General features: G+C 57.5%; 18 protein-coding genes. 7 read left to right on the top strand and 11 right to left on the bottom strand.

Annotated elements, in window-relative coordinates:
- Positions 1-67: 67 nt before the first annotated feature.
- Complete coding sequence (nfsA, locus tag ACUY4Q_RS15895; RefSeq protein ID WP_458043700.1) at positions 68-790, bottom strand: oxygen-insensitive NADPH nitroreductase; 723 nt, start codon at positions 788-790, stop codon at positions 68-70.
- A 176-nt stretch (positions 791-966) separates the two neighbouring features.
- On the opposite strand from nfsA, the gene ACUY4Q_RS15900 reads away from it, so the two are divergent.
- Positions 967-1,230, top strand: coding sequence for a GrxA family glutaredoxin (locus tag ACUY4Q_RS15900; RefSeq protein ID WP_458043701.1), 264 nt, complete (start codon positions 967-969; stop codon positions 1,228-1,230).
- Between the two features lie 22 nt (positions 1,231-1,252).
- On the opposite strand, the gene ACUY4Q_RS15905 is transcribed toward ACUY4Q_RS15900, so the two are convergent.
- The gene (locus tag ACUY4Q_RS15905) at positions 1,253-1,621 is read right to left on the bottom strand and encodes an inner membrane protein YbjM (protein WP_458043702.1); all 369 of its coding nucleotides are present in this window, start codon (positions 1,619-1,621) and stop codon (positions 1,253-1,255) included.
- 281 nt (positions 1,622-1,902) lie between these two features.
- Between ACUY4Q_RS15905 and ACUY4Q_RS15910 the strand changes: the two genes are divergently transcribed.
- On the top strand, positions 1,903-3,588 hold the full coding sequence (locus ACUY4Q_RS15910) for an aspartate:alanine antiporter (protein ID WP_458043703.1): 1,686 nt from the start codon (positions 1,903-1,905) through the stop codon (positions 3,586-3,588).
- A 155-nt stretch (positions 3,589-3,743) separates the two neighbouring features.
- On the opposite strand, the gene ACUY4Q_RS15915 is transcribed toward ACUY4Q_RS15910, so the two are convergent.
- Positions 3,744-4,289 (bottom strand): TetR/AcrR family transcriptional regulator, encoded by a 546-nt coding sequence (locus ACUY4Q_RS15915; RefSeq protein ID WP_458043704.1) that lies wholly within the window; start codon positions 4,287-4,289, stop codon positions 3,744-3,746.
- Positions 4,290-4,369: 80 nt separating this feature from the next.
- Between ACUY4Q_RS15915 and ACUY4Q_RS15920 the strand changes: the two genes are divergently transcribed.
- Together ACUY4Q_RS15920 and ACUY4Q_RS15925 are read left to right on the top strand one after the other, a co-directional pair.
- Positions 4,370-5,572, top strand: coding sequence for an MFS transporter (locus ACUY4Q_RS15920; protein ID WP_458043705.1), 1,203 nt, complete (start codon positions 4,370-4,372; stop codon positions 5,570-5,572).
- Between the two features lie 125 nt (positions 5,573-5,697).
- Positions 5,698-5,958 carry a hypothetical protein gene (locus ACUY4Q_RS15925; protein ID WP_458047361.1) on the top strand — a complete coding sequence of 87 codons (261 nt, stop codon included), beginning with the start codon at positions 5,698-5,700 and terminating at the stop codon, positions 5,956-5,958.
- Positions 5,959-5,994: 36 nt separating this feature from the next.
- Here the strand turns inward: ACUY4Q_RS15925 and ACUY4Q_RS15930 are convergent, their stop codons facing one another.
- Positions 5,995-7,227, bottom strand: a complete 1,233-nt coding sequence (locus ACUY4Q_RS15930) for an MFS transporter (protein WP_458043706.1) — start codon at positions 7,225-7,227, stop codon at positions 5,995-5,997.
- 272 nt (positions 7,228-7,499) lie between these two features.
- Here ACUY4Q_RS15930 and ybjG point away from each other — a divergent pair, with 272 nt between their 5' ends.
- Together ybjG and deoR are read left to right on the top strand one after the other, a co-directional pair.
- Positions 7,500-8,108, top strand: coding sequence for an undecaprenyl-diphosphate phosphatase (ybjG, locus tag ACUY4Q_RS15935; protein ID WP_458043707.1), 609 nt, complete (start codon positions 7,500-7,502; stop codon positions 8,106-8,108).
- 66 nt (positions 8,109-8,174) lie between these two features.
- Complete coding sequence (gene deoR, locus ACUY4Q_RS15940) at positions 8,175-8,933, top strand: DNA-binding transcriptional repressor DeoR (protein WP_458043708.1); 759 nt, start codon at positions 8,175-8,177, stop codon at positions 8,931-8,933.
- A gap of 35 nt (positions 8,934-8,968) precedes the next feature.
- Here deoR and dacC read toward each other — a convergent pair whose 3' ends face one another.
- Positions 8,969-10,171 (bottom strand): serine-type D-Ala-D-Ala carboxypeptidase, encoded by a 1,203-nt coding sequence (gene dacC, locus ACUY4Q_RS15945; protein ID WP_458043709.1) that lies wholly within the window; start codon positions 10,169-10,171, stop codon positions 8,969-8,971.
- Between the two features lie 228 nt (positions 10,172-10,399).
- Between dacC and ACUY4Q_RS15950 the strand changes: the two genes are divergently transcribed.
- Positions 10,400-11,026: a glutathione S-transferase family protein gene (locus ACUY4Q_RS15950; protein WP_458043710.1), complete on the top strand. Its 627-nt coding sequence runs from the start codon at positions 10,400-10,402 to the stop codon at positions 11,024-11,026.
- An 18-nt stretch (positions 11,027-11,044) separates the two neighbouring features.
- Here ACUY4Q_RS15950 and ACUY4Q_RS15955 read toward each other — a convergent pair whose 3' ends face one another.
- The 6 genes from ACUY4Q_RS15955 to ACUY4Q_RS15980 form a co-directional block, all read right to left on the bottom strand.
- A complete protein-coding gene (locus ACUY4Q_RS15955; protein WP_458043711.1) occupies positions 11,045-12,160 on the bottom strand; it encodes a PQQ-dependent sugar dehydrogenase in 1,116 nt (371 codons plus the stop codon).
- Between the two features lie 603 nt (positions 12,161-12,763).
- Positions 12,764-13,147, bottom strand: coding sequence for a biofilm formation regulator BssR (locus ACUY4Q_RS15960; protein ID WP_458043712.1), 384 nt, complete (start codon positions 13,145-13,147; stop codon positions 12,764-12,766).
- A 125-nt stretch (positions 13,148-13,272) separates the two neighbouring features.
- Entirely contained in the window at positions 13,273-15,072 is a 1,800-nt protein-coding gene (gene atzF, locus ACUY4Q_RS15965) for an allophanate hydrolase (RefSeq protein ID WP_458043713.1), read from the bottom strand.
- A complete protein-coding gene (uca, locus tag ACUY4Q_RS15970; protein WP_458043714.1) occupies positions 15,069-18,671 on the bottom strand; it encodes an urea carboxylase in 3,603 nt (1,200 codons plus the stop codon). The genes atzF and uca overlap by 4 nt, the downstream gene beginning before the upstream one ends.
- 178 nt (positions 18,672-18,849) lie before the next feature.
- Complete coding sequence (locus ACUY4Q_RS15975; protein WP_458047362.1) at positions 18,850-19,482, bottom strand: urea amidolyase associated protein UAAP2; 633 nt, start codon at positions 19,480-19,482, stop codon at positions 18,850-18,852.
- An 11-nt stretch (positions 19,483-19,493) separates the two neighbouring features.
- The gene (locus ACUY4Q_RS15980; RefSeq protein ID WP_458043715.1) at positions 19,494-20,222 is read right to left on the bottom strand and encodes an urea amidolyase associated protein UAAP1; all 729 of its coding nucleotides are present in this window, start codon (positions 20,220-20,222) and stop codon (positions 19,494-19,496) included.
- Between the last annotated feature and the right edge of the window lie 4 nt (positions 20,223-20,226).

The raw sequence follows: 20,226 nt of genomic DNA on the forward strand, positions 1-20,226 counted from the left end.
ACCTCTCTGATTAGCGCTGGAAAAGCCCGCGTATCATACACGCAGCGAGGTGCAGGATGCATGGGAATTAACGCACGGCCCATCCCTGCTTGTGCAAATAATCGAGAATGAAGGGACGGTTCTCTTTGATGAGGGTGCGACGAATATGGTCGCTCCAGGTATCGCGACGATTATTGCTGCCACGGGAGAGGTAATACGCCGCCAGTTCTTCGTCGTACTGAGCGAGCGCCTGCGCGTCCACCGGCTGGTAGCTGTTTTCATGCATCACCAGGGATGCCGGTAAACGCGGTTTCACATCCGGGTTATCCGCCGGCCAGCCGAGGCACAGTCCAAACAGGGGTAACACCTGTTTTGGCAGGTTGAGCAAGGTGGTGACCGATTCGATATTGTTACGCAGCCCGCCAATATAGACGCCACCGAGTCCCAATGATTCGGCCGCCGTCATTGCATTCTGCGCCATCATGGCCGTATCCACTACGCCAAGCAGCAACTGCTCAGCCAGCCCCAACTGTGCCTCCGGGAAAATCTGCAAATGGCGGTTAAAATCGGCGCAAAACACCCAGAACTCCGCTGCCTGCGCCACATGCTGTTGACCGCCGGTGAGCGTAACCAGCTGTTCGCGAAGGGCGGTGTCCGTGATGCGAATAATGGAACTGCATTGTAAAAAGCTGGAGCTGGAGGTGCCCTGCGCGCCAGCAACGATAGCCGCTCGCTGTTCATCGGTGATGGGCTCAGCAGTGAAATGGCGAATGGAGCGATGGCTACGTAAAAGTTCTATGGTGGGGGTCATGACGTTTCCCTGAAAAAGAAGCAAAGCGCACATTATAGGTGAACCTTTGACAGAGGTTATCCGATAGTTGCGTTGAAAGGTTCCAGGCATTAACACAACAGGCACAACCTGTTTTAAAAGTGCGCAATCTACCCGCATCATAGCCGCAGTTACCGTCTGGTTTAGGGAGAGAAACGATGTATGCCGTGATATTTGGTCGCGCCGGTTGCCCGCAGTGCGCTCGGGTGAAAGAAGTTGCTGAACGAATCGCAAAAAAACAGCAGGGGTTTGAATGGCGCTATGTGGACATTCACACCGATGGCGTAAGCCGTAAGGCATTAGAAGAGGCGGCGGGTAAACCTATTGAGACCGTGCCACAGATCTTTATCGATCAGAAGCACATCGGCAGCGCAACAGAATTCACTAAATACATTCGCAAACATTTCGGCTGGTTTGCCTGAAACCCGGCTGGGCGCAAAAAACTTAACGCGCCCGCGGCGTGAACAGTCGGCTGAAGAACAAATAGCACAGTGCCCCCAGCGAGCACCAGAACAACCCGCTGAACAGCCAGGCCAGTTCCTGCCAGAAAGAGCGAACAGGCGTAAAACAGACGTGCATTAACACCAGGCACAGCGGTGCGGCAAGAATGGCACCGATCAGCGATACCAGAACGTTGCGCTGCCTGGAAAAAACACCCGCCACAACCCCTGGCAAAATAAAGAACAGCAGCCCCAGTTCGGGATGCCCGGAGGCCCGAAAAGCACCGTCTACATTCATGACCAGTGATAAGCAAACAACAATAAAAAGTATAAAACAGCAGATAATGCCTGCCAGGCTTTGTTTATACTTCAATCTATCCTCCTGAGTTTTTTCTCTATCAAACACTTCATTCGTTCAAAAGAACGCCCGGTCAGATAAAGCGTGATGGCAATCCGTGCCAAATGCCCCCCACGGGAATAGTTGATTCTCACTAGCCGTTGCAATTCAATACGATTAAACTAGCGGCCAGTTATTGTTTTGCTTTTAAGAGCCCGGCTCGAATGCTACATTTTCCGCGCCGGCAACGAGACAAAACAGTAGCCCAAATAACCCTTTCTTTCAATAGCTTACAAGTAAACAAGAAGTTAGCCTCCGTGAATATAAACGTCGCAGATTTGTTAAACGGGAATTACATACTGTTATTATTTGTTGTCCTGGCACTCGGGCTTTGTCTGGGGAAATTACGTCTGGGATCTGTACAACTCGGTAATTCCATTGGCGTTTTAGTGGTTTCCTTATTATTGGGTCAGCAACATTTCAGCATTAACACCGATGCGTTGAATCTGGGTTTTATGCTGTTTATTTTTTGTGTGGGTGTGGAAGCGGGGCCAAACTTTTTTTCTATTTTTTTCCGCGACGGCAAGAATTATCTGATGCTGGCTCTGGTATTAGTGGGCAGCGCCCTGTTGATTGCGCTCGGACTGGGTAAGTTATTCGGCTGGGATATCGGTCTTACCGCCGGGATGCTCGCCGGATCGATGACCTCCACCCCGGTGCTGGTCGGCGCGGGAGACACCTTACGCCATCTCGGGATGGACAGCAGCCAGCTCTCCAGCGCGCTCGATCATCTCAGCCTCGGCTACGCCCTGACCTATCTCATTGGTCTGGTGAGTTTAATTGTTGCCTCGCGCTATATGCCGAAACTGCAACATCAGGACCTGCAAACCAGCGCCCAACAAATCGCCCGCGAGCGAGGCCTGGATACTGACACCAATCGCAAAGTGTATCTGCCGGTAATCCGCGCCTATCGCGTTGGCCCCGAGCTGGTCGCCTGGGCGGATGGTAAAAATCTGCGAGAGTTGGGGATTTATCGCCAGACCGGCTGTTACATCGAACGTATTCGCCGCAATGGCATTCTGGCAAACCCGGACGGCGATGCAGTGCTGCAGGTCGGCGACGAAATCTCCCTGGTGGGTTACCCGGACGCCCATGCCCGTCTCGACCCCAGTTTCCGTAACGGTAAAGAGGTGTTTGACCGCGATCTGCTCGACATGCGCATCGTGACCGAAGAGGTGGTGGTCAAAAACCATAACGTGGTCAATCGCCGTCTGGCACAGCTCAAGCTTACTGACCATGGCTGCTTCCTCAACCGCGTTATCCGCAGCCAGATTGAGATGCCGATCGACGACAACATCGTGCTCAATAAAGGCGATGTTCTGCAGGTGAGCGGCGAAGCGAAACGCGTGAAGACCATTGCCGACCGCATCGGCTTTATCTCCATTCACAGTCAGGTGACGGATCTGCTCGCCTTCTGCGCCTTCTTTATCGTCGGCCTGATGATCGGCATGATCACCTTCCAGTTCAGCTCGTTCAGCTTCGGGATTGGTAACGCAGCCGGTCTGCTGTTTGCCGGGATCATGCTCGGCTTCCTGCGTGCTAACCACCCAACCTTCGGCTATATCCCGCAGGGCGCGCTGAACATGGTGAAAGAGTTTGGTCTGATGGTCTTTATGGCCGGCGTCGGTTTGAGCGCAGGCAGCGGTATTGGTAACGGGCTGGGCGAAGTGGGCGGACAGATGCTGATTGCCGGGCTTATCGTCAGTCTGGTGCCGGTGATGATCTGCTTCCTGTTCGGCGCTTACGTGCTCAAAATGAACCGCGCCCTGCTGTTCGGCGCGATGATGGGTGCCCGCACCTGCGCCCCCGCCATGGAGATCATCAGCGACACCGCGCGCAGTAACATCCCGGCGCTGGGCTACGCTGGCACTTACGCCATCGCCAACGTGCTGCTGACGCTGGCAGGGACCTTGATCATCATCATCTGGCCTGTCCTCGGATAACTCCTAAGTAGAAATTATTTTCAGTGGTCGGAGAACTTTTTTACCAGGCATCAGTCATAACTAGTGCCACTGCTTTTCTTTGATGTCCCCAATTTGTGGAGCCCATCAACCCCGCCACTTCGGTTCAAGGTTGATGGGTTTTTTGTTTTCTAGCCTCACCTCTCCCCTGCAATCCGCCCAACCATCACTCTCAGGTCTTCACGCTTCAGCGGCTCTCTGTCTACCACAAAGTGCAGCGTCATCCCTTCGATAAACGCATCCAGCGCGCGGGCGGTAATGGGCTCAAACCACTGCTCAAGGGTGGTCTGACTGGTACGCATCCAGTTTTGCATTACGCTTTTAAAGGTCGGCTTTTTGCTCATAAAGGCATAGAGCTGGTACATCAGCTCCATATTGTGTGGCGTGGTGACCTGGGCGCTGTAAATAAGATTGGTGACCGCCTCGCAGGCATCCGCCGGGTTTTTGACGTTGTCGAAAAAGGCCCGGTACTGGACCGACATCTGCTGAGTAAATCGGGTAAAGGCTTCATCAAGCAGTGCGTCGATACCCGTGAAATAGTAGGTCATCGAGCCGAGCGGCACGTCCGCGCAGCTGGCGATTTTACGGTGGGTTACGGCCTGAATGCCATGTTCGGCGATGGTCTCGAGCGTCGCCTCAATGATTCTTTCGCGCCGCTGCGGGTCGTTCGGTCGTCTGCTCATAGATCCTCTTAATCAGTTATGTACAAATGTACACACTCTTGCTAGTGTTGTCCTCTCTTTTCCCTGCAGGATGCGACGTCATGGCTGTCATCTCTCATCGTAATGCCCTTAAACATCGGCTCTGGGCGCTGTTTACCTTCTTCTTCATACCCGGTTTGTTGATGGCTTCCTGGGCCACCCGCACCCCCGCTATCCGCGACATTTTGTCTGTCTCGACGGCTGAAATGGGGGCGGTGCTGTTCGGTCTTTCAGTGGGGTCGATGAGCGGTATCCTCTCCTCGGGCTGGCTGGTGAAACGCTTTGGTACCCGTAAAGTTATTCGCGCCAGTATGGCGGCGGCGGTGGTTGGCATGGCGATTCTGAGCCTGGCGCTGTGGTTTGCTTCCCCCTTGCTGTTTGCGGTCGGGCTGGCCTTCTTCGGTGGAAGCATGGGCGCGGGAGAAGTGGCGATCAACATCGAAGGCGCGGTGGTGGAACGAGAGATGAACAAAACCGTGCTGCCGATGATGCACGGTTTTTACAGCCTCGGGACGCTGGCGGGCGCAGGCATCGGTATGACCTTAACCGCTTTCGGCACCCCGGCCACGCTGCACATTCTGCTGGCGGCGCTGGTCGCCATTACGCCGATTGTGATAGCCATTTCAGCCATTCCTGAAGGCACCGGCAAAGATACGCCGGAAGACAAACAGCGTAATAAAGCAGGCGTGCCGTTTTATCGCGATGCCCAGCTCCTGCTAATTGGCGTGGTGGTACTGGCGATGGCTTTCGCGGAAGGTTCCGCCAACGACTGGCTGCCGCTGCTGATGGTCGATGGTCACGGCTTTAACCCGACCTCTGGCTCGCTGATTTATGCAGGCTTCACCCTGGGGATGACGGTCGGGCGTTTTACCGGTGGCTGGTTTATCGATCGCTACAGCCGCGTGGCGGTGGTGCGGGCCAGTGCCCTGATGGGCGCACTCGGCATCGGGCTTATTATCTTTGTCGATAATGCCTGGGTTGCCGGACTGTCGGTCATTTTCTGGGGACTGGGGGCGTCTTTAGGCTTCCCGCTCACCATCTCCGCGGCCAGCGACACCGGGCCGGATGCACCGACACGCGTCAGTGTGGTGGCGACGACCGGTTATCTGGCGTTCCTCGTGGGGCCACCGCTGCTGGGCTTCCTCGGCGAGCACTACGGATTACGCAGCGCCATGCTGGTGGTGTTGGGCCTGGTGCTGGTCGCCGCACTGGTTGCTAAAGCCGTGGCGAAGCCGACAACCCCGCTGGAATCCGCTACGGAGTGACACTCACTCGCGCTTGCGAAAAATCTGCCGCACACGCGGCAACAAACGCGCCCTGGCAATTACGCATACTTCGTCCGGTTTTGTGGCTGACATCCTGTCAGCCACTGCAACTTCCCGAGGCGAACATGAAACGCACCCTGCTCCCCCTTCTGCTTTTAGCCACCCTCTCGACAGGCGCGATGGCGCAAAACGTCACGGTCAATGTGCCGGATGGCTACAAAATCGAACTCGTCCCTGTTAATACCCCTGAACCGCAAACGGCGTACGTCACCCCGCAGGTTGTCGCACCCGCCCCTGTCGTGCGCGTTGCACCCCGCGCTCGCCATCTGGCAAGCGTCGGTGAAGGAATGATCATCGAACACCAAATTGATGATCATCATCATTAAGAGACGCGGCTGTTTCGCAGCGAAATGTGAACAGCCCTAGCCTTCCAGTGAATTACCCACGCGTTTATCGCGCAGGAAAATCACCATCAGCCCGAGCCAGATGATCCCGTTCAGCAGGTTGAATAAGCTGAAAAGACCGTTGCCGCCCATAAGCCAGGCATGTTTACTGACTTCGATACCCGCCGTGAAGATAAACATTTGTAGCATGCCCATCGCCGCCGAAACCGCCCCTTTGCTGACGTCACTGGCGAACAGCGTCAGCCTCACCAGACCCGCATTCGCCAGCCCAATGCCAAAGGCGTAAATACTCAAACCTGCCGTCATCCACAGGTACGCGTGCGATGACACCACGGTGGCGATGGCGGCTACGATAAGTCCGGCGACGATTGGCCAGCCGCCGAGGATAATCAGCGCGCGCACCGTCCGGCGAGACGTCAGTTTTGCCAGCACCAGATTCCCGACGATCAGTGCGCCGAAAATGGGTACCTGCAACAGCCCATACTCGTAACTACTGAGCTGTTCGCCGCTGATAATGATAATGGGCGACTGGGCAATCCACGCCAGTAGCGGCAGGCTGACAAAGCCAGTCGCCAGCGCACCGGCAACAAAGCGCACATTTTTCATCACCTGCGCATAATCGTGCCAGAGCGCTTTCATCGACAACGGCTCGCCAAGCCGCGTGGCCGTCTCCGGCATGGCACGTTGTAAGCCAACAAAGGCCACGGCCGCCAGCACGGCAAAGAGCACAAACATCCCTTCCCATGGTGCGATATGCACCCAGGCGGCACCGACCAGCGGGCCTAGCAGCGGTGCGATCAGCGCCACGTTAGCCATCAGCGCGGTGATTTTGATACACACTGCTTCCTCGAAGGACTCCTGAATTGCCGCATAGCCAACCGCGCCAATAAAGCACAGGCTTATCCCCTGCAGGAAACGCAGCAGGGTGAACTGTTCAATGTTTTGCGCCAGCAGGGTGGCAAGGCAGGTGACAATAAACCACACCACGCCCACCAGCATCACTGGCCGACGGCCAATGCGATCCGACAGCGGTCCCAGCAACCACTGTAAAAACATACCGCCTGCCAGATAGGCGGTCATCGAGGTCGGTACCCACTCAATACCCGCCTGATATTGTTCGACCACGGTCAGCATGCCGGGTTGAATCATATCGTTAGCGATATAGGTGGAGAATTCGTACAGCACCAGGCAGAGCGGGAAAAGCAGCGCCTGACGACCCAGACGTTGACCAGTAAGGGAATGATTTTGCATGCCATCTCTTTAACGTAAAAAAATCGCGCAGAGTGTAATCAAAGCCTCTGCGCCAGGATAGTGAATTGTGTTGTTAACGGCGCAGAAAGCACGTTTTACCGCTTAAGGTTCTCTTAAGCGTTACGGCGTAATGTTTCAGAATAATGAACCTTCTGGCGTAAGAATCCTCTAACTCTGCGTCCAGAAAAGTAAAAGCACTTTACCCTGCGTAATCATGCTTTTAAGGTTAGCGTTTTCCCATTACTGCCTGTGTGCTAAGCGTCGTCAACGGTATGTTAGAAACCCTCAACTACTCGCTGTTTGAGTGGATAAATGCCACTCCTGAATCCCCCGCCTGGCTTATCAGCGCCGCCCGGATCATCGCCAATGACGTGATTGGCATTGTGCCACTGTTGGCCGTGGGGTTATGGCTGTGGGGGCCGCGCCATCAGGTGAGCGCTCAGCGCCAGCTGGTGATTAAAATCACCATGGCGATGGCCATCAGCATGTCGCTCTCTTACCTGCTGGGGCATCTGTTTCCGCATAACCGCCCGTTCGTCGACCACATCGGTTACAACTTCCTGCATCATTCGCCAGACTATTCCTTCCCGAGCGACCACGGCACGGTGATTTTCACCTTCGCCGTCGCCTTTATCGCCTGGCACCGGGTCTGGTCTGGCGCGCTGTTGATGGTTATCGCATTGGCGATTGCCTGGTCACGCGTCTACGTTGGCGTGCACTGGCCGCTGGACATGCTCGGCGGCCTGATGGTTGCGCTCTGCGGCTGCCTGAGCGCACAAATGTTGTGGCACGGGCTCGGTAGCGCCCTGCTTCGCGTGGCACAGCAGCTTTACCGTCTCTGTTTTGCGATCCCCATTCGTCGGGGCTGGGTGCGTGACTAAGCCCGACGGCACAGGTAAACTGAACGCCCTGCTCTATGCAGGGCTTTCTTTATACTCAGGGGATCTATGGAAACAAGACGTGACGAACGCATCGGTCAGTTACTCTCCGCGCTTAAACGCAGTGATAAGCTGCATCTGAAAGAAGCCGCCGCCCTGTTGGGCGTCTCTGAGATGACCATTCGCCGCGATCTCAGTACAAACAGTGCGCCTGTTGTGCTGCTCGGGGGCTACATTGTGCTGGAACCCCGCACCGCCAGCCATTATCTGCTGAGCGATCAAAAAACGCGCCTGGTGGATGAAAAGCGTCGTGCCGCTGAGCTGGCCGCGAAACTGGTGCAGCCTCATCAAATGGTGTTTTTCGATTGTGGCACTACCACGCCCTGGATCATTGAAGCCATCCCGGATGAGCTACCCTTCACCGGCGTCTGTTATTCCCTGAACACCTTTCTCTCCCTGCAGGACAAACCCTTATGCCGGGCGATTCTCAGCGGCGGGGAGTTTCACGCCAGCAACGCTATTTTTCAGCCGCTCAGTTTCAAAGAGACGCTGAACTACCTGCGCCCGGACATCGCCTTTTACTCTGCTGCCGGGGTGCACGTTGAGCAAGGCGTAACCTGCTTTAATCTGGAAGAGCTGCCGCTTAAGCACTGGGCCATGTCCAGCGCCCAGTACCACGTCCTGGTGGTCGACAACAGCAAGTTTGGCAAAGTGCGCCCGGCTTGCATGGGAGAACTCAGCCACTTTGATGCCATCGTCAGCGACTGCCGCCCGGACGATGCGTTAGTGGATTTTGCCAAAACGCAGCAGATCACGCTGATGTACTGAGGTTCCGTGCCCGCCAGGGGCACGGACGTTAAGCATCAGGAGAACCAGCCACCAAACCACTGGTGGAATTTCATCAGCACGAAGTCCCACATCCGGCCAAAGAAGCCACCCTCTTCCACGGCCTCCATCACAATCAGCGGACGCTGTTCGATAGACTTACCGTTGAGCTGGAAGTCGATGGTGCCGACCACCTGGCCTTTTTTCAGCGGTGCCGTCAGTTGGGGTTCCGTCAGGGTGTAGCTGGCTTTCAGGTTTTTCAGTTGACCACGAGGAATGGTCACCGAACCCGCCTCACCCGCGCCGAGTTTTACCTCACTTTGATCGCCAAACCAGACGCGCTGGCTGACAAAGGTCGCGTCCGGTTTAATGGGCGTGACGGTCTCAAAGAAACGGAAACCCCAGGTCAACAATTTTTCAGACTCATTAAAACGGATACGGTCGGTTTTCGACCCGAGCACCACCGAAATCAAGCGCATGTCGCCCTGGGTTGCCGAGGCGACAAGATTATAGCCCGCCCCTTCAGTGGTCCCGGTTTTCATGCCGTCCACGTTCATGCTGGTGCTCCACAACAGGCGGTTGCGGTTCGGCTGGCGAATTTTGTTGAAGGTAAACTCTTTCTCTTTATGAATGGCGTACTCATCCGGCACGTCGTGAATGAGGGCCCTGCCGAGCAGCGCCATGTCACGCGCGGTACTGAACTGCCCCGGCGCATCAAGCCCGTGTACCGTTTTGAAAGTGGTGTTGGTAAGCCCAAGTTTGGTCACATAACCGTTCATCAGGCTGACGAAAGAGTCCTGACTGCCCGCCACATGGTCAGCAATGGCGATACTGGCGTCGTTACCAGACTGAATGATCACCCCTTTATTCAGATCGGCCACCGATACCTGATCGCCTGGCTTAAGGAACATCAGGGAGGAGCCGCGCAGGGCCGGGTTACCGGTGGCCCAGGCATCTTTGCCGACGGTCACCGTGTCGGTAAGCTGAATTTTTCCGGCTTTGAGTGCCTGACCGACCACGTAGCTGGTCATCAGTTTGGTCAGACTCGCCGGGTCGAGTTTCTCATCGGCATTGCCCTCCGAGAGCACTTTGCCACTGTTGTAATCCATCAGGATCCACGCGCGAGCATCGATCGCCGGCGCATCAGGAGCTTGCTCCGCGGCATGCAGAGAGGAAGAGAAGAGAACGATCAGTGCGGCTCCCGCCGCAAGATTGCGTGAAAAGAGAGAGAAATGCGTCATATAGGCCACCCAGGTATCCATTCTGAAATAAACGTCGCACCACCGTGCCGCAACAAGCCGTGAGTAATAGCGCATAACGTACGCGAATGAAAGCGCCGAAAAGTAAAGTTTATGCAATAACATATTGTTGCGCTGCCCGGTGCCGATTTTTTTGTAAATCGTTGCCAGAACGTTAACTTTATCTCACCATGATGGCTATCTGAGGGTGCGGAACATCAAGGGGGTCATATGATCACATTGTGGGGCAGAAATAACTCGTCGAACGTCAAGAAAGTGCGCTGGACGCTGGAAGAACTCGAATTACCGTATGAACATATTCTGGCTGGCGGGGCCTTTGGCCTTAACCGCGAAGCCGAATATCTGGCAATGAACCCGAACGGGCTGGTGCCGTTGCTGCGTGATGACGAAACCGACGTGCTCCTCTGGGAGTCTAACACTATCGTGCGCTACCTTAGCGCGCAGTATGGTCAGGGCCGCCTGTGGCCGGAGTCACCCGCTGCGCGCGCCAGGGGTGAGAAGTGGATGGACTGGGCGCTGAGCACCCTGGCCCCGAAGCACGGTATTTTGCTGGTCGGCATTGTGCGCACCCCCGCAGAAAAACGTGATACCACTGCGATTGAAGCGGGCATCAACGCCTGCGACGAACTCTTCGCCCTGCTGGATGATGCGCTGGCCACCCAGCCGTGGCTCTCTGGTGATGAATTCGGTCCCGGCGATATCGCCGTCGCGCCCTTTGTCTATAACCTTTACAACATCGGCCTGAGCTGGGCGCCGCGCCCATATCTGGAACGCTGGTATCAGCGTCTTACCGAGCGCCCGGCCTTCCGTGAGGTCGTGATGATCCCGGTGACCTGACCCTTAGCCCGGCGCCTTTTACTGCGCCGGGCTCACTTTCAGTAGCTCACCGTCAGACTCGTCCGTCAGGACGTATAAAAAGCCATCCGGCCCTACGCGCACATCGCGAATACGTTGTTTACGATCGCCCAGAATACGCCCGTCTTCCGTCACCGTATTGCCGTTGACGCTCATCACGATCACATCCTGATCCTTTAGCGCGCCAATAAAGAGTTTGTTTTTCCACTGCGGGAAGGTATCTGCGTTGTAGAAGGCCATGCCGCTGACTGCGGGTGATTTTTTCCAGTAGAAAATGGGCTGTTCGGTGCCATCCACCTTCTCACCTTTGGCTTCCGGAATGGCGAATCCGCTGTAGTTGATGCCCCAGGTTGCCAGCGGCCAGCCGTAGTTTTTGCCTTTTTCCGGAATGTTGATTTCATCTCCACCGCGCGGGCCATGCTCGTTAAGCCAGAGCGCATTGCTCCACGGGTTCATTGCCAATCCCTGCGGATTACGAATTCCATAGGCCCAGATCTCAGGTCGTTTGCCCGCCTGCCCCACAAAAGGGTTGTCCGTCGGGATTTTTCCCTGATCGCTAAGCCGCACCAGCTTACCCTGCAGTTTATCCAGCTCCTGCGCGGTGGGACGCTGATTATTTTCCCCCAGCGCAATCCACAAATAGCCTTTGCCATCAAACGCCAGGCGGCCGCCGAAGTGGTTGCCAGTGGAGAGTTTTGGCTGCTGGCGGAAGACAACCTGGAAGGCCTCTATGCGCGAAAGATCGTCCGTCAATCGCCCGTAGCCCACTGCCGTTCCCGCTTTGCCGTCGTTGCCCACTTCCGCATAGCTCAGCCACACGCGTCGCGACTGGGCAAAGTCGGGGGCCAGCACAACATCAAGCAACCCGCCCTGGCCGTTGGCCCAGACGCGCGGCACGCCAACAATAGGATCGGAAATACCCTTCCCGGCCTGCCAGTGGCGTAACTGGCCCCCGCGCAGGGTTATCAGCATGCCTTGATCAGCGGGTAAAAAAGCCAGAGACCAGGGATGGTCCAGTTTGGTTTGCAGTACCTCAACCTTCACCGGCGCGGGGGCCGCCAGTACGGAGGCCGAGAGGAACAAAGTAGGTATCAGATAAACAGCGTGGCGGCGCATGGCACTCTCCTTGAGCGATTGTTAGCCTAAAGGGTAGACAGCCAGCGCAAGCGGGAGGGGACTTTTACAAAAACTGAAATTATTTATTACGTTCACCTCGAGGCCCGTTTTTTTCCCTCACCCTGAGGGCTGAGGATTCCCCAGTAACATTACGTTTTACAGCGATAACATCGCGCCATGAGAATAAAACCGTTACCGCGATGACAGGGTCCGGCTGAAAATCGACGAAGCGTATCCGTAAGGCCGGGGCGCCGCGCAGGGATGCGCGACGAGGGCGACTTTACAGGGACGTTACCTTCGCCCGTCCCCGATAAGCCTGAAGGAATAGGCTAAGTGAACCGCGCCAGCGGCGATTTTCCTGGCCGGGAGCCCGGGTCGCCAGGGTGGTGGCGGTGAACCGCCCTGGCACGTTCACAGGTTCTGGCGTGACAGAAAAGCAAGGAACATAAGGTGAACGGAATGACCACCAGAGCCGCATGTTCCCCCTCACCCCAGCCCTCTACCTGAATGGAGAGGGGGTTGCCCATGCTCGTATTGTTTTGTCGGGATCACTCAACCTTCAGGCGAAACCACAGTAAAAAGGGGGAGTCTCCTCCCCCTGCCTCACGCTTCTTCAAGCGGTGAGTGTTCACGCAAATAATCGATACTGAAATTCAGCACGTTCAACGAACGCTCCAACTTATCAGCATTCACTGCAATGTAGGTCGGACAGTCATGACGCCCGGTCAGCAGACTAACGGCTGCTGAAGATAACGCTTCTTCTGCACGGTACAATGCGCCACGGCTATCGTGGTCCAGCAACTGATTAAGTTGCTCACCTCTGTCGCGAATCTCCCTCGCGAGATCAAAGAAACTGTCCTTTAACTGATCGGTTTCGCTGACTGACATATACCCTTTTGCTTTACGCAAATGGAGATAGGTCTCAAGCTCAAAACGGGCATTGAGCAATTTGTCCAACAGGCAGCGTGTGAGTTCATCGACGGTCATACGTATTCCCTCCCTTGTCAGCCATTGTGCCACTTCATAGTATGGTCAACTTTCGAACAAAAGCATGAACACCATCAACTATTCACCGCCAAAAAGGTATCTTTACACTTTAGCAATGCTTCACATTACGCACGGCCTGCAAGCCATGCACGCCAGCCACCCCATTCAGTGATGTCGGTCGCATCCTGTAATCCATAATTTTCACAAATGAATCCCGTCACCCACCGACCGTCTGCCAGCTCCACTTTGCCAAGTCCAAGTGGGGCGGGAATACCACACAGGAAGGAACCCAGTTCGCTTGACGGGATCTCCCACACCTCCACCGCAATCGCCCGTCCCTGCTCGGCAACGCGCACCATGCCCGGGCGTTTACCGTCGGCTAACGCATAGAGACGATAGGCCGCTGCACTTTGCGTGACCTCACGCAGCCGCCCCTGGCGCTGACGCAGTTGGTGGTTAAGCGCCAGCCCATCAAGATGAGCGCCACAGACCACGACCTGTACCCGGTCATTACTGGCGACCCCGGCAAGTGCCGGCGCACTAAGTCGACTGCCGCCCGGTAAGGTGAGCGGCTGCGCGCGTTGCAGCGCATCTGCCAGCCCCAGCAGATACTGGTCGGTAAAGGCGCGTCCGAACAGGGTCACGCCAGAGGGCAAACCGTTGGCCATAAACCCGACCGGCACCGCGACGGCCGCGTAATCCAGCAGGTTCATAAAGTTGGTGTAATAGCCTAAATCCGCGTTACGTTTCACCGGTTCGTCGCGCAATTCGGCCAGCGTGACCGGGCGCGGATAGGTTGGCGTCAGCACGCACTCCAGCCCGGCGAGGGTGGCGTCGCACTGGGCTTTGAAATGCTGCAAGGTATACAGCCCGTCAAAGGTGCTGACCGCATCGGTTCCCGGCGCTTTTTGTAGCACGTCACGGATCACCGGCAGCACAGCGTCGGGCTGCTGTTCAATCAACGGCCCGACCACGTGATAGCGCTCCGCCACCCACGGACCTTCATAGAGCAGCTTCGCCGCGGTCATAAAGGGAGTGAAATCAATGCTCACCGGCACGCCACCCAGCGCCTCAAGCTGCGCCTTAGCGGTGTGGAACAGGGCTTCGCTCTCCTGACAACCGAGAAATTCCAGCGTATCCGGCACGCCAAAACGAAAGCCTTTTTCCGGTGATCCAAAGGCCTGCGCCCCATTCCAGGCTGGGTTCTGACGGCTGTAATCATCGGCAGGATCCAGCCCGGCGGTGAGCGCGAGTAAACGGCTGGCTTCGGCGGCGGTCGCCGTGAAGAAGGTCACGCAATCCAGGGTGCGGCAGGCGGGCAAGACACCCGCCGTGGAAACCAGCCCCTTAGTGGCTTTAAGTCCGACCAGATTGTTAAGAGAAGCCGGAACACGCCCGCTGCCTGCGGTATCGGTGCCCAGCGCAAAACTGGCGACGCCCAGCGCGACCGCAAGTGAGGAACCCGCGCTTGAGCCGCCCGACGGATAGTCGGGATGCACGCTGTTGCGGCAGGCGCCGTAGGGAGAACGCGTGCCGTTGAGCCCGGTGGCAAACTGATCGAGGTTGGTTTTGCCCATCGGAATAGCGCCCAGGGCAATCAGTTGACGCACAATGGTGGCATCCTGCTCTGCAATACGGGCAAAGGCCGGGCAGGCCGCGGTGGTGGAAATGCCCGCGATATCAATATTGTCTTTAATGGCAAACGGCACGCCATAAAGCGGCAGCTCGTCGGGTAGACGGGCATCGAGTGCTGACAGGTACGGCTCCAGCTCCTCTTGCGTGAGAATATGAATGAAAAGATTAAACACCGGGTTGAGCGCGATGGCGCGTTCGCGAAGCGTTTTTATCAACGCACGCGGCGTCAGGGTGCCGTTGCGGTACTGCGCTGCCAGCGTATCGAGTCGTAAATCAAAAGAATCTGTCATTGTGCTTTCTCCATCACCACTACGCATTGCCCGGCGCGCACGGAGCTTCCCGGCTGCACCCGAACCTGACTGACCACACCGGCATGAGGCGCGGTCAACGGAATTTCCATCTTCATGGACTCAAGGATGACCAGCGTCTGGCCCTCACTGACGCTGTCGCCCGCTTTGACATTTACCTGCCAGAGGTTGCCGGAGACCGGGCTGTCGACCCCGCTTTCGTTTGCGTTAAGCGGTGCCTCTTCCCCTTCATCACTCACCACATCGGTGCTGTCGAAATGGGCCTGGCCGCTGGCAATCCAGCGATCGCGCTCGGCGGCAAAAGCCGCCTGCTGGTGAGTGCGGTTCGCGGCAATGCTCTCGGCTTCATCGGCAAGGAACTGCTGGTACTCCGCCAGTCGCAGGGTGGTCTGCTCAATACGCAGCGGATAGCGCCCGAGCGGGAAGTCGCGGCGAATAGTTAGCAACTCTTCAGCAGAGACCGGGTAGAAACGGATCTGATCGAAGAAGCGCAGCAGCCAGGGCTTACCACCAAAATCGGCCACATCGCGATAGCGGTTCCACATCTGCAGCGTGCGCCCGACAAACTGATAGCCTCCCGGCCCTTCCATCCCATAGACACAGAGATACGCGCCGCCAATCCCCACCGAGTTTTCAGCCGTCCAGGTACGGGCCGGGTTGTATTTGGTGGTCACCAGGCGGTGACGCGGATCGAGCGGAGTGGCAACGGGTGCGCCGAGGTACACATCCCCCAGCCCCATCACCAGATAGCGGGCGTCAAAAACGGTTTTGTAGACCTCGTCGATATTTTCGAGATCGTTGATGCGGCGGATAAACTCGAGGTTACTCGGGCACCAGGGGGCATCGCGGCGCACGGTGGTCATGTATTTTTCGATGGCTTTCTGGCAGGCCGGATCGTCCCAGGAGAGCGGCAGCCAGACGACGCGCGAAGGCACGTCCAGATCCTGACTCTGACAGACCTCGCGCCACACTCCCCGAATCACCGCCAGCAGCGCGCCGAGCGGCAGCGTTTCCGGCTGATAGTGCACCTGCAAAGAGCGGATACCCGGCGTCAGGTCAATGACGCCGGCCAGCGCGCGGGCCTCCAGCGCCTGCATCAGGGCATGAGCGCGAAAACGCAGCACCAGATCCAGCTCCGGGGCACCCACCTCCAGTAAAAGATGGGTATCGCCAGACAGACGAGCCACCAGCCGTTTGTCCGCCTCGCCCGTGTCGAGTACCACTGGCGACACCGGCCGGGCCGGCTGCCAGTTCACGACAACGGGTTGCAGGGTTTCCACTTCCTGCTTTTCCGCCTGTGCCAGCAGGCGCGCGGTCGCCACATCCACTGGCGCAAAGCGCACCCTATCGCCCGCTTTCAGTTGCCCAAGCTGCCAGAGATCGGCTTCGATGATAGTCACCGGGCAGACAAACCCGCCGAGGCTCGGGCCATCCGGGCCAAGAATAACCGGCATATCGCCGGTGAAATCCACAGCACCTATGGCGTAGGGATTGTCATGAATGTTGGACGGATGCAGCCCCGCCTCGCCGCCGCTGTCGCGTACCCATTCCGGTTTCGGCCCGATCAGGCGGATGCCGGTACGGCTGGAGTTGAAGTGCACTTCCCAGTCGGTGGCAAAAAAGGTGGTGATGTAATTTTCCGAGAAATATTCCGGTGCGCCATGCGGCCCGTAAATCACCCGCAACTCGCGTACGGCAGGTAAATCGGTGTGCAACGTCCTGGGTAACACGGCCCCGCTCCGGCTCTCTTTAAGCGCAGGGATGTGCAGCACATCGCCGGTGCGTAATGCCCGCCCGGCGTGACCGCCAAACTGACCGAGGGTGAAGGTGCTTTTGCTGCCGAGATAGTCGGGCACATGAATACCGCCGCGCAGACACAGGTAACTGCGGACACCCGCCCCGCTCACCTCACCCAGTCGCAAGGTACTTCCGGCCGGAACCGTAAATACGGTGTTCATCGGTGCATCGGCGCCATTGAGCGTGATGTTCATCGCCGCCCCGGTCACCACCGCAACGGCATCGGTATTGAATTTCAGCGTCGGGCCACTGAGCGTCATCTCCAGCGCTGCCTCGGTTGAGGCATTGCCCAGCAGCGCATTGCCCAGGCGCAGTGCACGGGAGTCCATCGGTCCTGATGGCGGTACGCCCACGGCCCAGTAGCCCTGACGACCGGGGTAATCCTGCACCGTGGTCTGGGTACCGGCACTCAACACCTCAAAGGTGGTGGCATAGTAGCTGAGCGCTTCCAGACAGCGGGTCCAGGGTTCACCCTCGGCAAAAGGTGCGAACGCCAGAATCTGTTGCAGGTACTGGCGGTTGGTCTCGACGCCGTACAACCGGGTCGCCCCCAGCGCCGCATCCAGTTGGGCAATCGCCTGGGTGCGGGTCGGTTGCCAGGTAATGATTTTTGCCAGCATCGGGTCGAAGAACGGCGGCACTTCGCATCCGGCTGCTACCCACGTGTCGATACGCAGCGCCTGGCGATCGTCGGCCGGGAAAAAGACCTCGGTCAGCAGGCCCGGCGAAGGCTGAAACTGACGGCCCGGATCTTCGGCATACACGCGCGCCTGCACCGCATGGCCCTGCGGAGCAAGCCCTGCGGCCAGTTCAGTCAGCGGCGGCAACTCACCTGCCGCCAGCTCAATCATCCAGCGCACCAGGTCCACGCCCCACACCTGCTCGGTCACGCCGTGCTCCACCTGCAGGCGAGTATTGACCTCCAGGAAGTAAAACTGACGGGCAAGGCTGTCGTAGACAAACTCCACGGTGCCGGCGCTGCGGTAGCTGATGGCTTTACCCAGTGTGATCGCCGCCTCGCACAGTGCGGCCTCCATGCCCTGCGGCAGATTCGGGGCGGGCGTTTCTTCAAGCACTTTCTGGTTACGGCGCTGGACCGAGCAGTCGCGAACGCCGAGAGAAATGACGTCGCCTTTGCCATCACCAAAAATCTGCACTTCCAGATGGCGCGCCCGCTCGATGTATTTTTCGATAAACACACCGGCATCGCTGAAGTTGTTTTTGCCCAGCCGCACCACGGCATCGAAGGCTTCCGCCAACTCCCCGGCGTTATAGCAAACGCGCATACCGATCCCCCCGCCGCCCGCAGTGCTTTTCAGCATTACCGGGAAGCCGACGAGGCGTGCGGCCTGTTGCGCCTCGTCAAGGTTAGCCAGCAGTTCGGTCCCTTCAAGCATCGGCACGCCGTGGGTTTTTGCCAGCGCACGTGCAGTGTGTTTTAAGCCAAAGACGCGCAGTTGTTCCGGCGTGGGGCCGACAAAGGCAATCCCCGCCGCTTCACAGGCTTCGGCAAACGCGGCGTTTTCCGAGAGGAAACCATATCCGGGGTGAATGGCCTCGGCACCACTGTGGCGGGCGGCAGCAATAATTTTGTCGATGACCAGATAGGTTTGTGCCGCCGGGCCCTCGCCCAGGCTGATGGCTTCGTCAGCATCACGGATATGTAAGCTGCTGGCGTCGGCTTCAGACCAGACGGCCACGCCGCCCACCTTCATGGTGCGCAGCGTACGCAGGATACGGCAGGCAATCGCGCCACGGTTAGCAATCAGGAGTTTCGTAAACATAGTCAGAACTCAATGGTGGCGGGTCGTCCCACCGAAAATCGGCTCACCTTATGGTCGTCCATAAGGGGCGATATCCCTTACGGGCGTGGCGTCGTGTTGGGGGTCTGATTCAGGGGCAGACGTGCGGCACGGACGGCAAACAGGTGGTAAATCAGGCTGCGCAGGCGCGCCCAGCGTGTCAATTCCATACCAGCACCTCCGCAGGCGTCGGGTTCCAGCCATTGCAGGGGTTGTTGAGCTGCGGGCAGTTGGAAATCAGCACAATGACGTTACATTCGGCACGCAGCTCCACATATTTGCCGGGGGCCGAGATGCCATCCTCAAAGGTCAGCCCGCCTTCTGGCGTCACCGGAACGTTCATAAAGAAATTGATGTTGGCGCCGATGTCCCGTTTGTGCAGGCGGCCATCGTGCAGACAGGCGCAGAGGAAGTTGTCGCGGCAGCTGTGCATCTGACGTTTGTCCAGCGCATAACGCACCGTATTGCTCTCCTGAGCACAGGCACCGCCGAGGGTGTCGTGACGGCCACAGGTGTCGGCCACAATGGTCAGTAGCGGATTACCGAGGTTGGAGTACAGCACGCTGCCGGTGGTGAGGTAGGCGTTGCCCTGGCGGCGTAAGGTGCGTTGCGGATCGTAGCGCTCACGTGACTGGTCAGCGTTATAAAACAGGGTATCTACGGCCTGGTTGCCCTCCAGGTCCAGCAACCGCACGGTCTGGCCTTTTTTCACTTCAAACAGGTAGGGTTCGCCCGCCGGGATCACATGGCGAAAGACGGCCTGGTCGGGATGTATCTGGCTGGTGACATTCATCATGCGGCTCCTTACAGGGCAAATAAGCGGGTGTTAGCGAATGCGCGTTCGTTTTCCGGGCGGCTGAGCAGCGTATCGATGGCGGCATGTTCATCACCTGCCTGACGCCAGGCCAGCTGTACCGGGCGCGGCGCGTACTCGCTTGCCGGATCCATCGGGTGTTGCAGCGCGGTCATCACCAGCAGCACATCCATTGGCGCATACAGCTCCACGTGGCTGCCCGGCTGCGAGAAACCGTGGTGGAAGGTGAACGCGCCGTCTTCGGCGACCGTCACTTTGCTGAAGAAATTCACCACCATCAGCAGGTCTTCAAGGCTCAGATCCCATTTCCCCATCTCCACCAGCAGGTTGTCCGCACCGTTGCGGTAAAAACCGTTACGCAGGCTCTGATAGCGCCCGTCGCCATATTTCTCACTGACTTCGGCAGCATTGAGCACGCCGCCAAACGGGTCATGCCAGCCGCAGGTGTCGGCAGTAATGCCTGCCAGCACGCGTCCCATATCGGAGTAGAAACAGTGGCCGGCGGTCAGGCGTGCGGTATGCTGGCCTTTCAGGGTGTCCGGCAGGTTCAGACGTTCACTCTTCTCATGCGGGTTGAGCATCATCAGGCTGACGTTGGCCCCGCCTTCAATGTCGGTCATGCGCAGAATTTGCCCACGCTTGAGGATGAAGGAGAGCGTGCCGCCGCCGGGCAGCGTCTCTTCTCGCAGAATAGCGGTCGATTTTTCTAATGAAGTCATCTTG

Source organism: Phytobacter cepae, from assembly GCF_054165735.1.

What these genes read in the sequence shown, in the direction of transcription:
- uca (WP_458043714.1), bottom strand. Translation starts at nt 18,671, where the DNA reads ATGTTTACGAAACTCCTGATTGCTAACCGTGGCGCGATTGCCTGCCGT.
- atzF (WP_458043713.1), bottom strand. Translation starts at nt 15,072, where the DNA reads ATGACAGATTCTTTTGATTTACGACTCGATACGCTGGCAGCGCAGTAC.
- ACUY4Q_RS15925 (WP_458047361.1), top strand. Translation starts at nt 5,698, where the DNA reads ATGAAACGCACCCTGCTCCCCCTTCTGCTTTTAGCCACCCTCTCGACA.
- deoR (WP_458043708.1), top strand. Translation starts at nt 8,175, where the DNA reads ATGGAAACAAGACGTGACGAACGCATCGGTCAGTTACTCTCCGCGCTT.
- ACUY4Q_RS15980 (WP_458043715.1), bottom strand. Translation starts at nt 20,222, where the DNA reads ATGACTTCATTAGAAAAATCGACCGCTATTCTGCGAGAAGAGACGCTG.
- nfsA (WP_458043700.1), bottom strand. Translation starts at nt 790, where the DNA reads ATGACCCCCACCATAGAACTTTTACGTAGCCATCGCTCCATTCGCCAT.
- dacC (WP_458043709.1), bottom strand. Translation starts at nt 10,171, where the DNA reads ATGACGCATTTCTCTCTCTTTTCACGCAATCTTGCGGCGGGAGCCGCA.
- ACUY4Q_RS15960 (WP_458043712.1), bottom strand. Translation starts at nt 13,147, where the DNA reads ATGACCGTCGATGAACTCACACGCTGCCTGTTGGACAAATTGCTCAAT.
- ACUY4Q_RS15955 (WP_458043711.1), bottom strand. Translation starts at nt 12,160, where the DNA reads ATGCGCCGCCACGCTGTTTATCTGATACCTACTTTGTTCCTCTCGGCC.
- ACUY4Q_RS15900 (WP_458043701.1), top strand. Translation starts at nt 967, where the DNA reads ATGTATGCCGTGATATTTGGTCGCGCCGGTTGCCCGCAGTGCGCTCGG.
- ACUY4Q_RS15920 (WP_458043705.1), top strand. Translation starts at nt 4,370, where the DNA reads ATGGCTGTCATCTCTCATCGTAATGCCCTTAAACATCGGCTCTGGGCG.
- ACUY4Q_RS15975 (WP_458047362.1), bottom strand. Translation starts at nt 19,482, where the DNA reads ATGAATGTCACCAGCCAGATACATCCCGACCAGGCCGTCTTTCGCCAT.
- ACUY4Q_RS15915 (WP_458043704.1), bottom strand. Translation starts at nt 4,289, where the DNA reads ATGAGCAGACGACCGAACGACCCGCAGCGGCGCGAAAGAATCATTGAG.
- ybjG (WP_458043707.1), top strand. Translation starts at nt 7,500, where the DNA reads ATGTTAGAAACCCTCAACTACTCGCTGTTTGAGTGGATAAATGCCACT.
- ACUY4Q_RS15950 (WP_458043710.1), top strand. Translation starts at nt 10,400, where the DNA reads ATGATCACATTGTGGGGCAGAAATAACTCGTCGAACGTCAAGAAAGTG.
- ACUY4Q_RS15930 (WP_458043706.1), bottom strand. Translation starts at nt 7,227, where the DNA reads ATGCAAAATCATTCCCTTACTGGTCAACGTCTGGGTCGTCAGGCGCTG.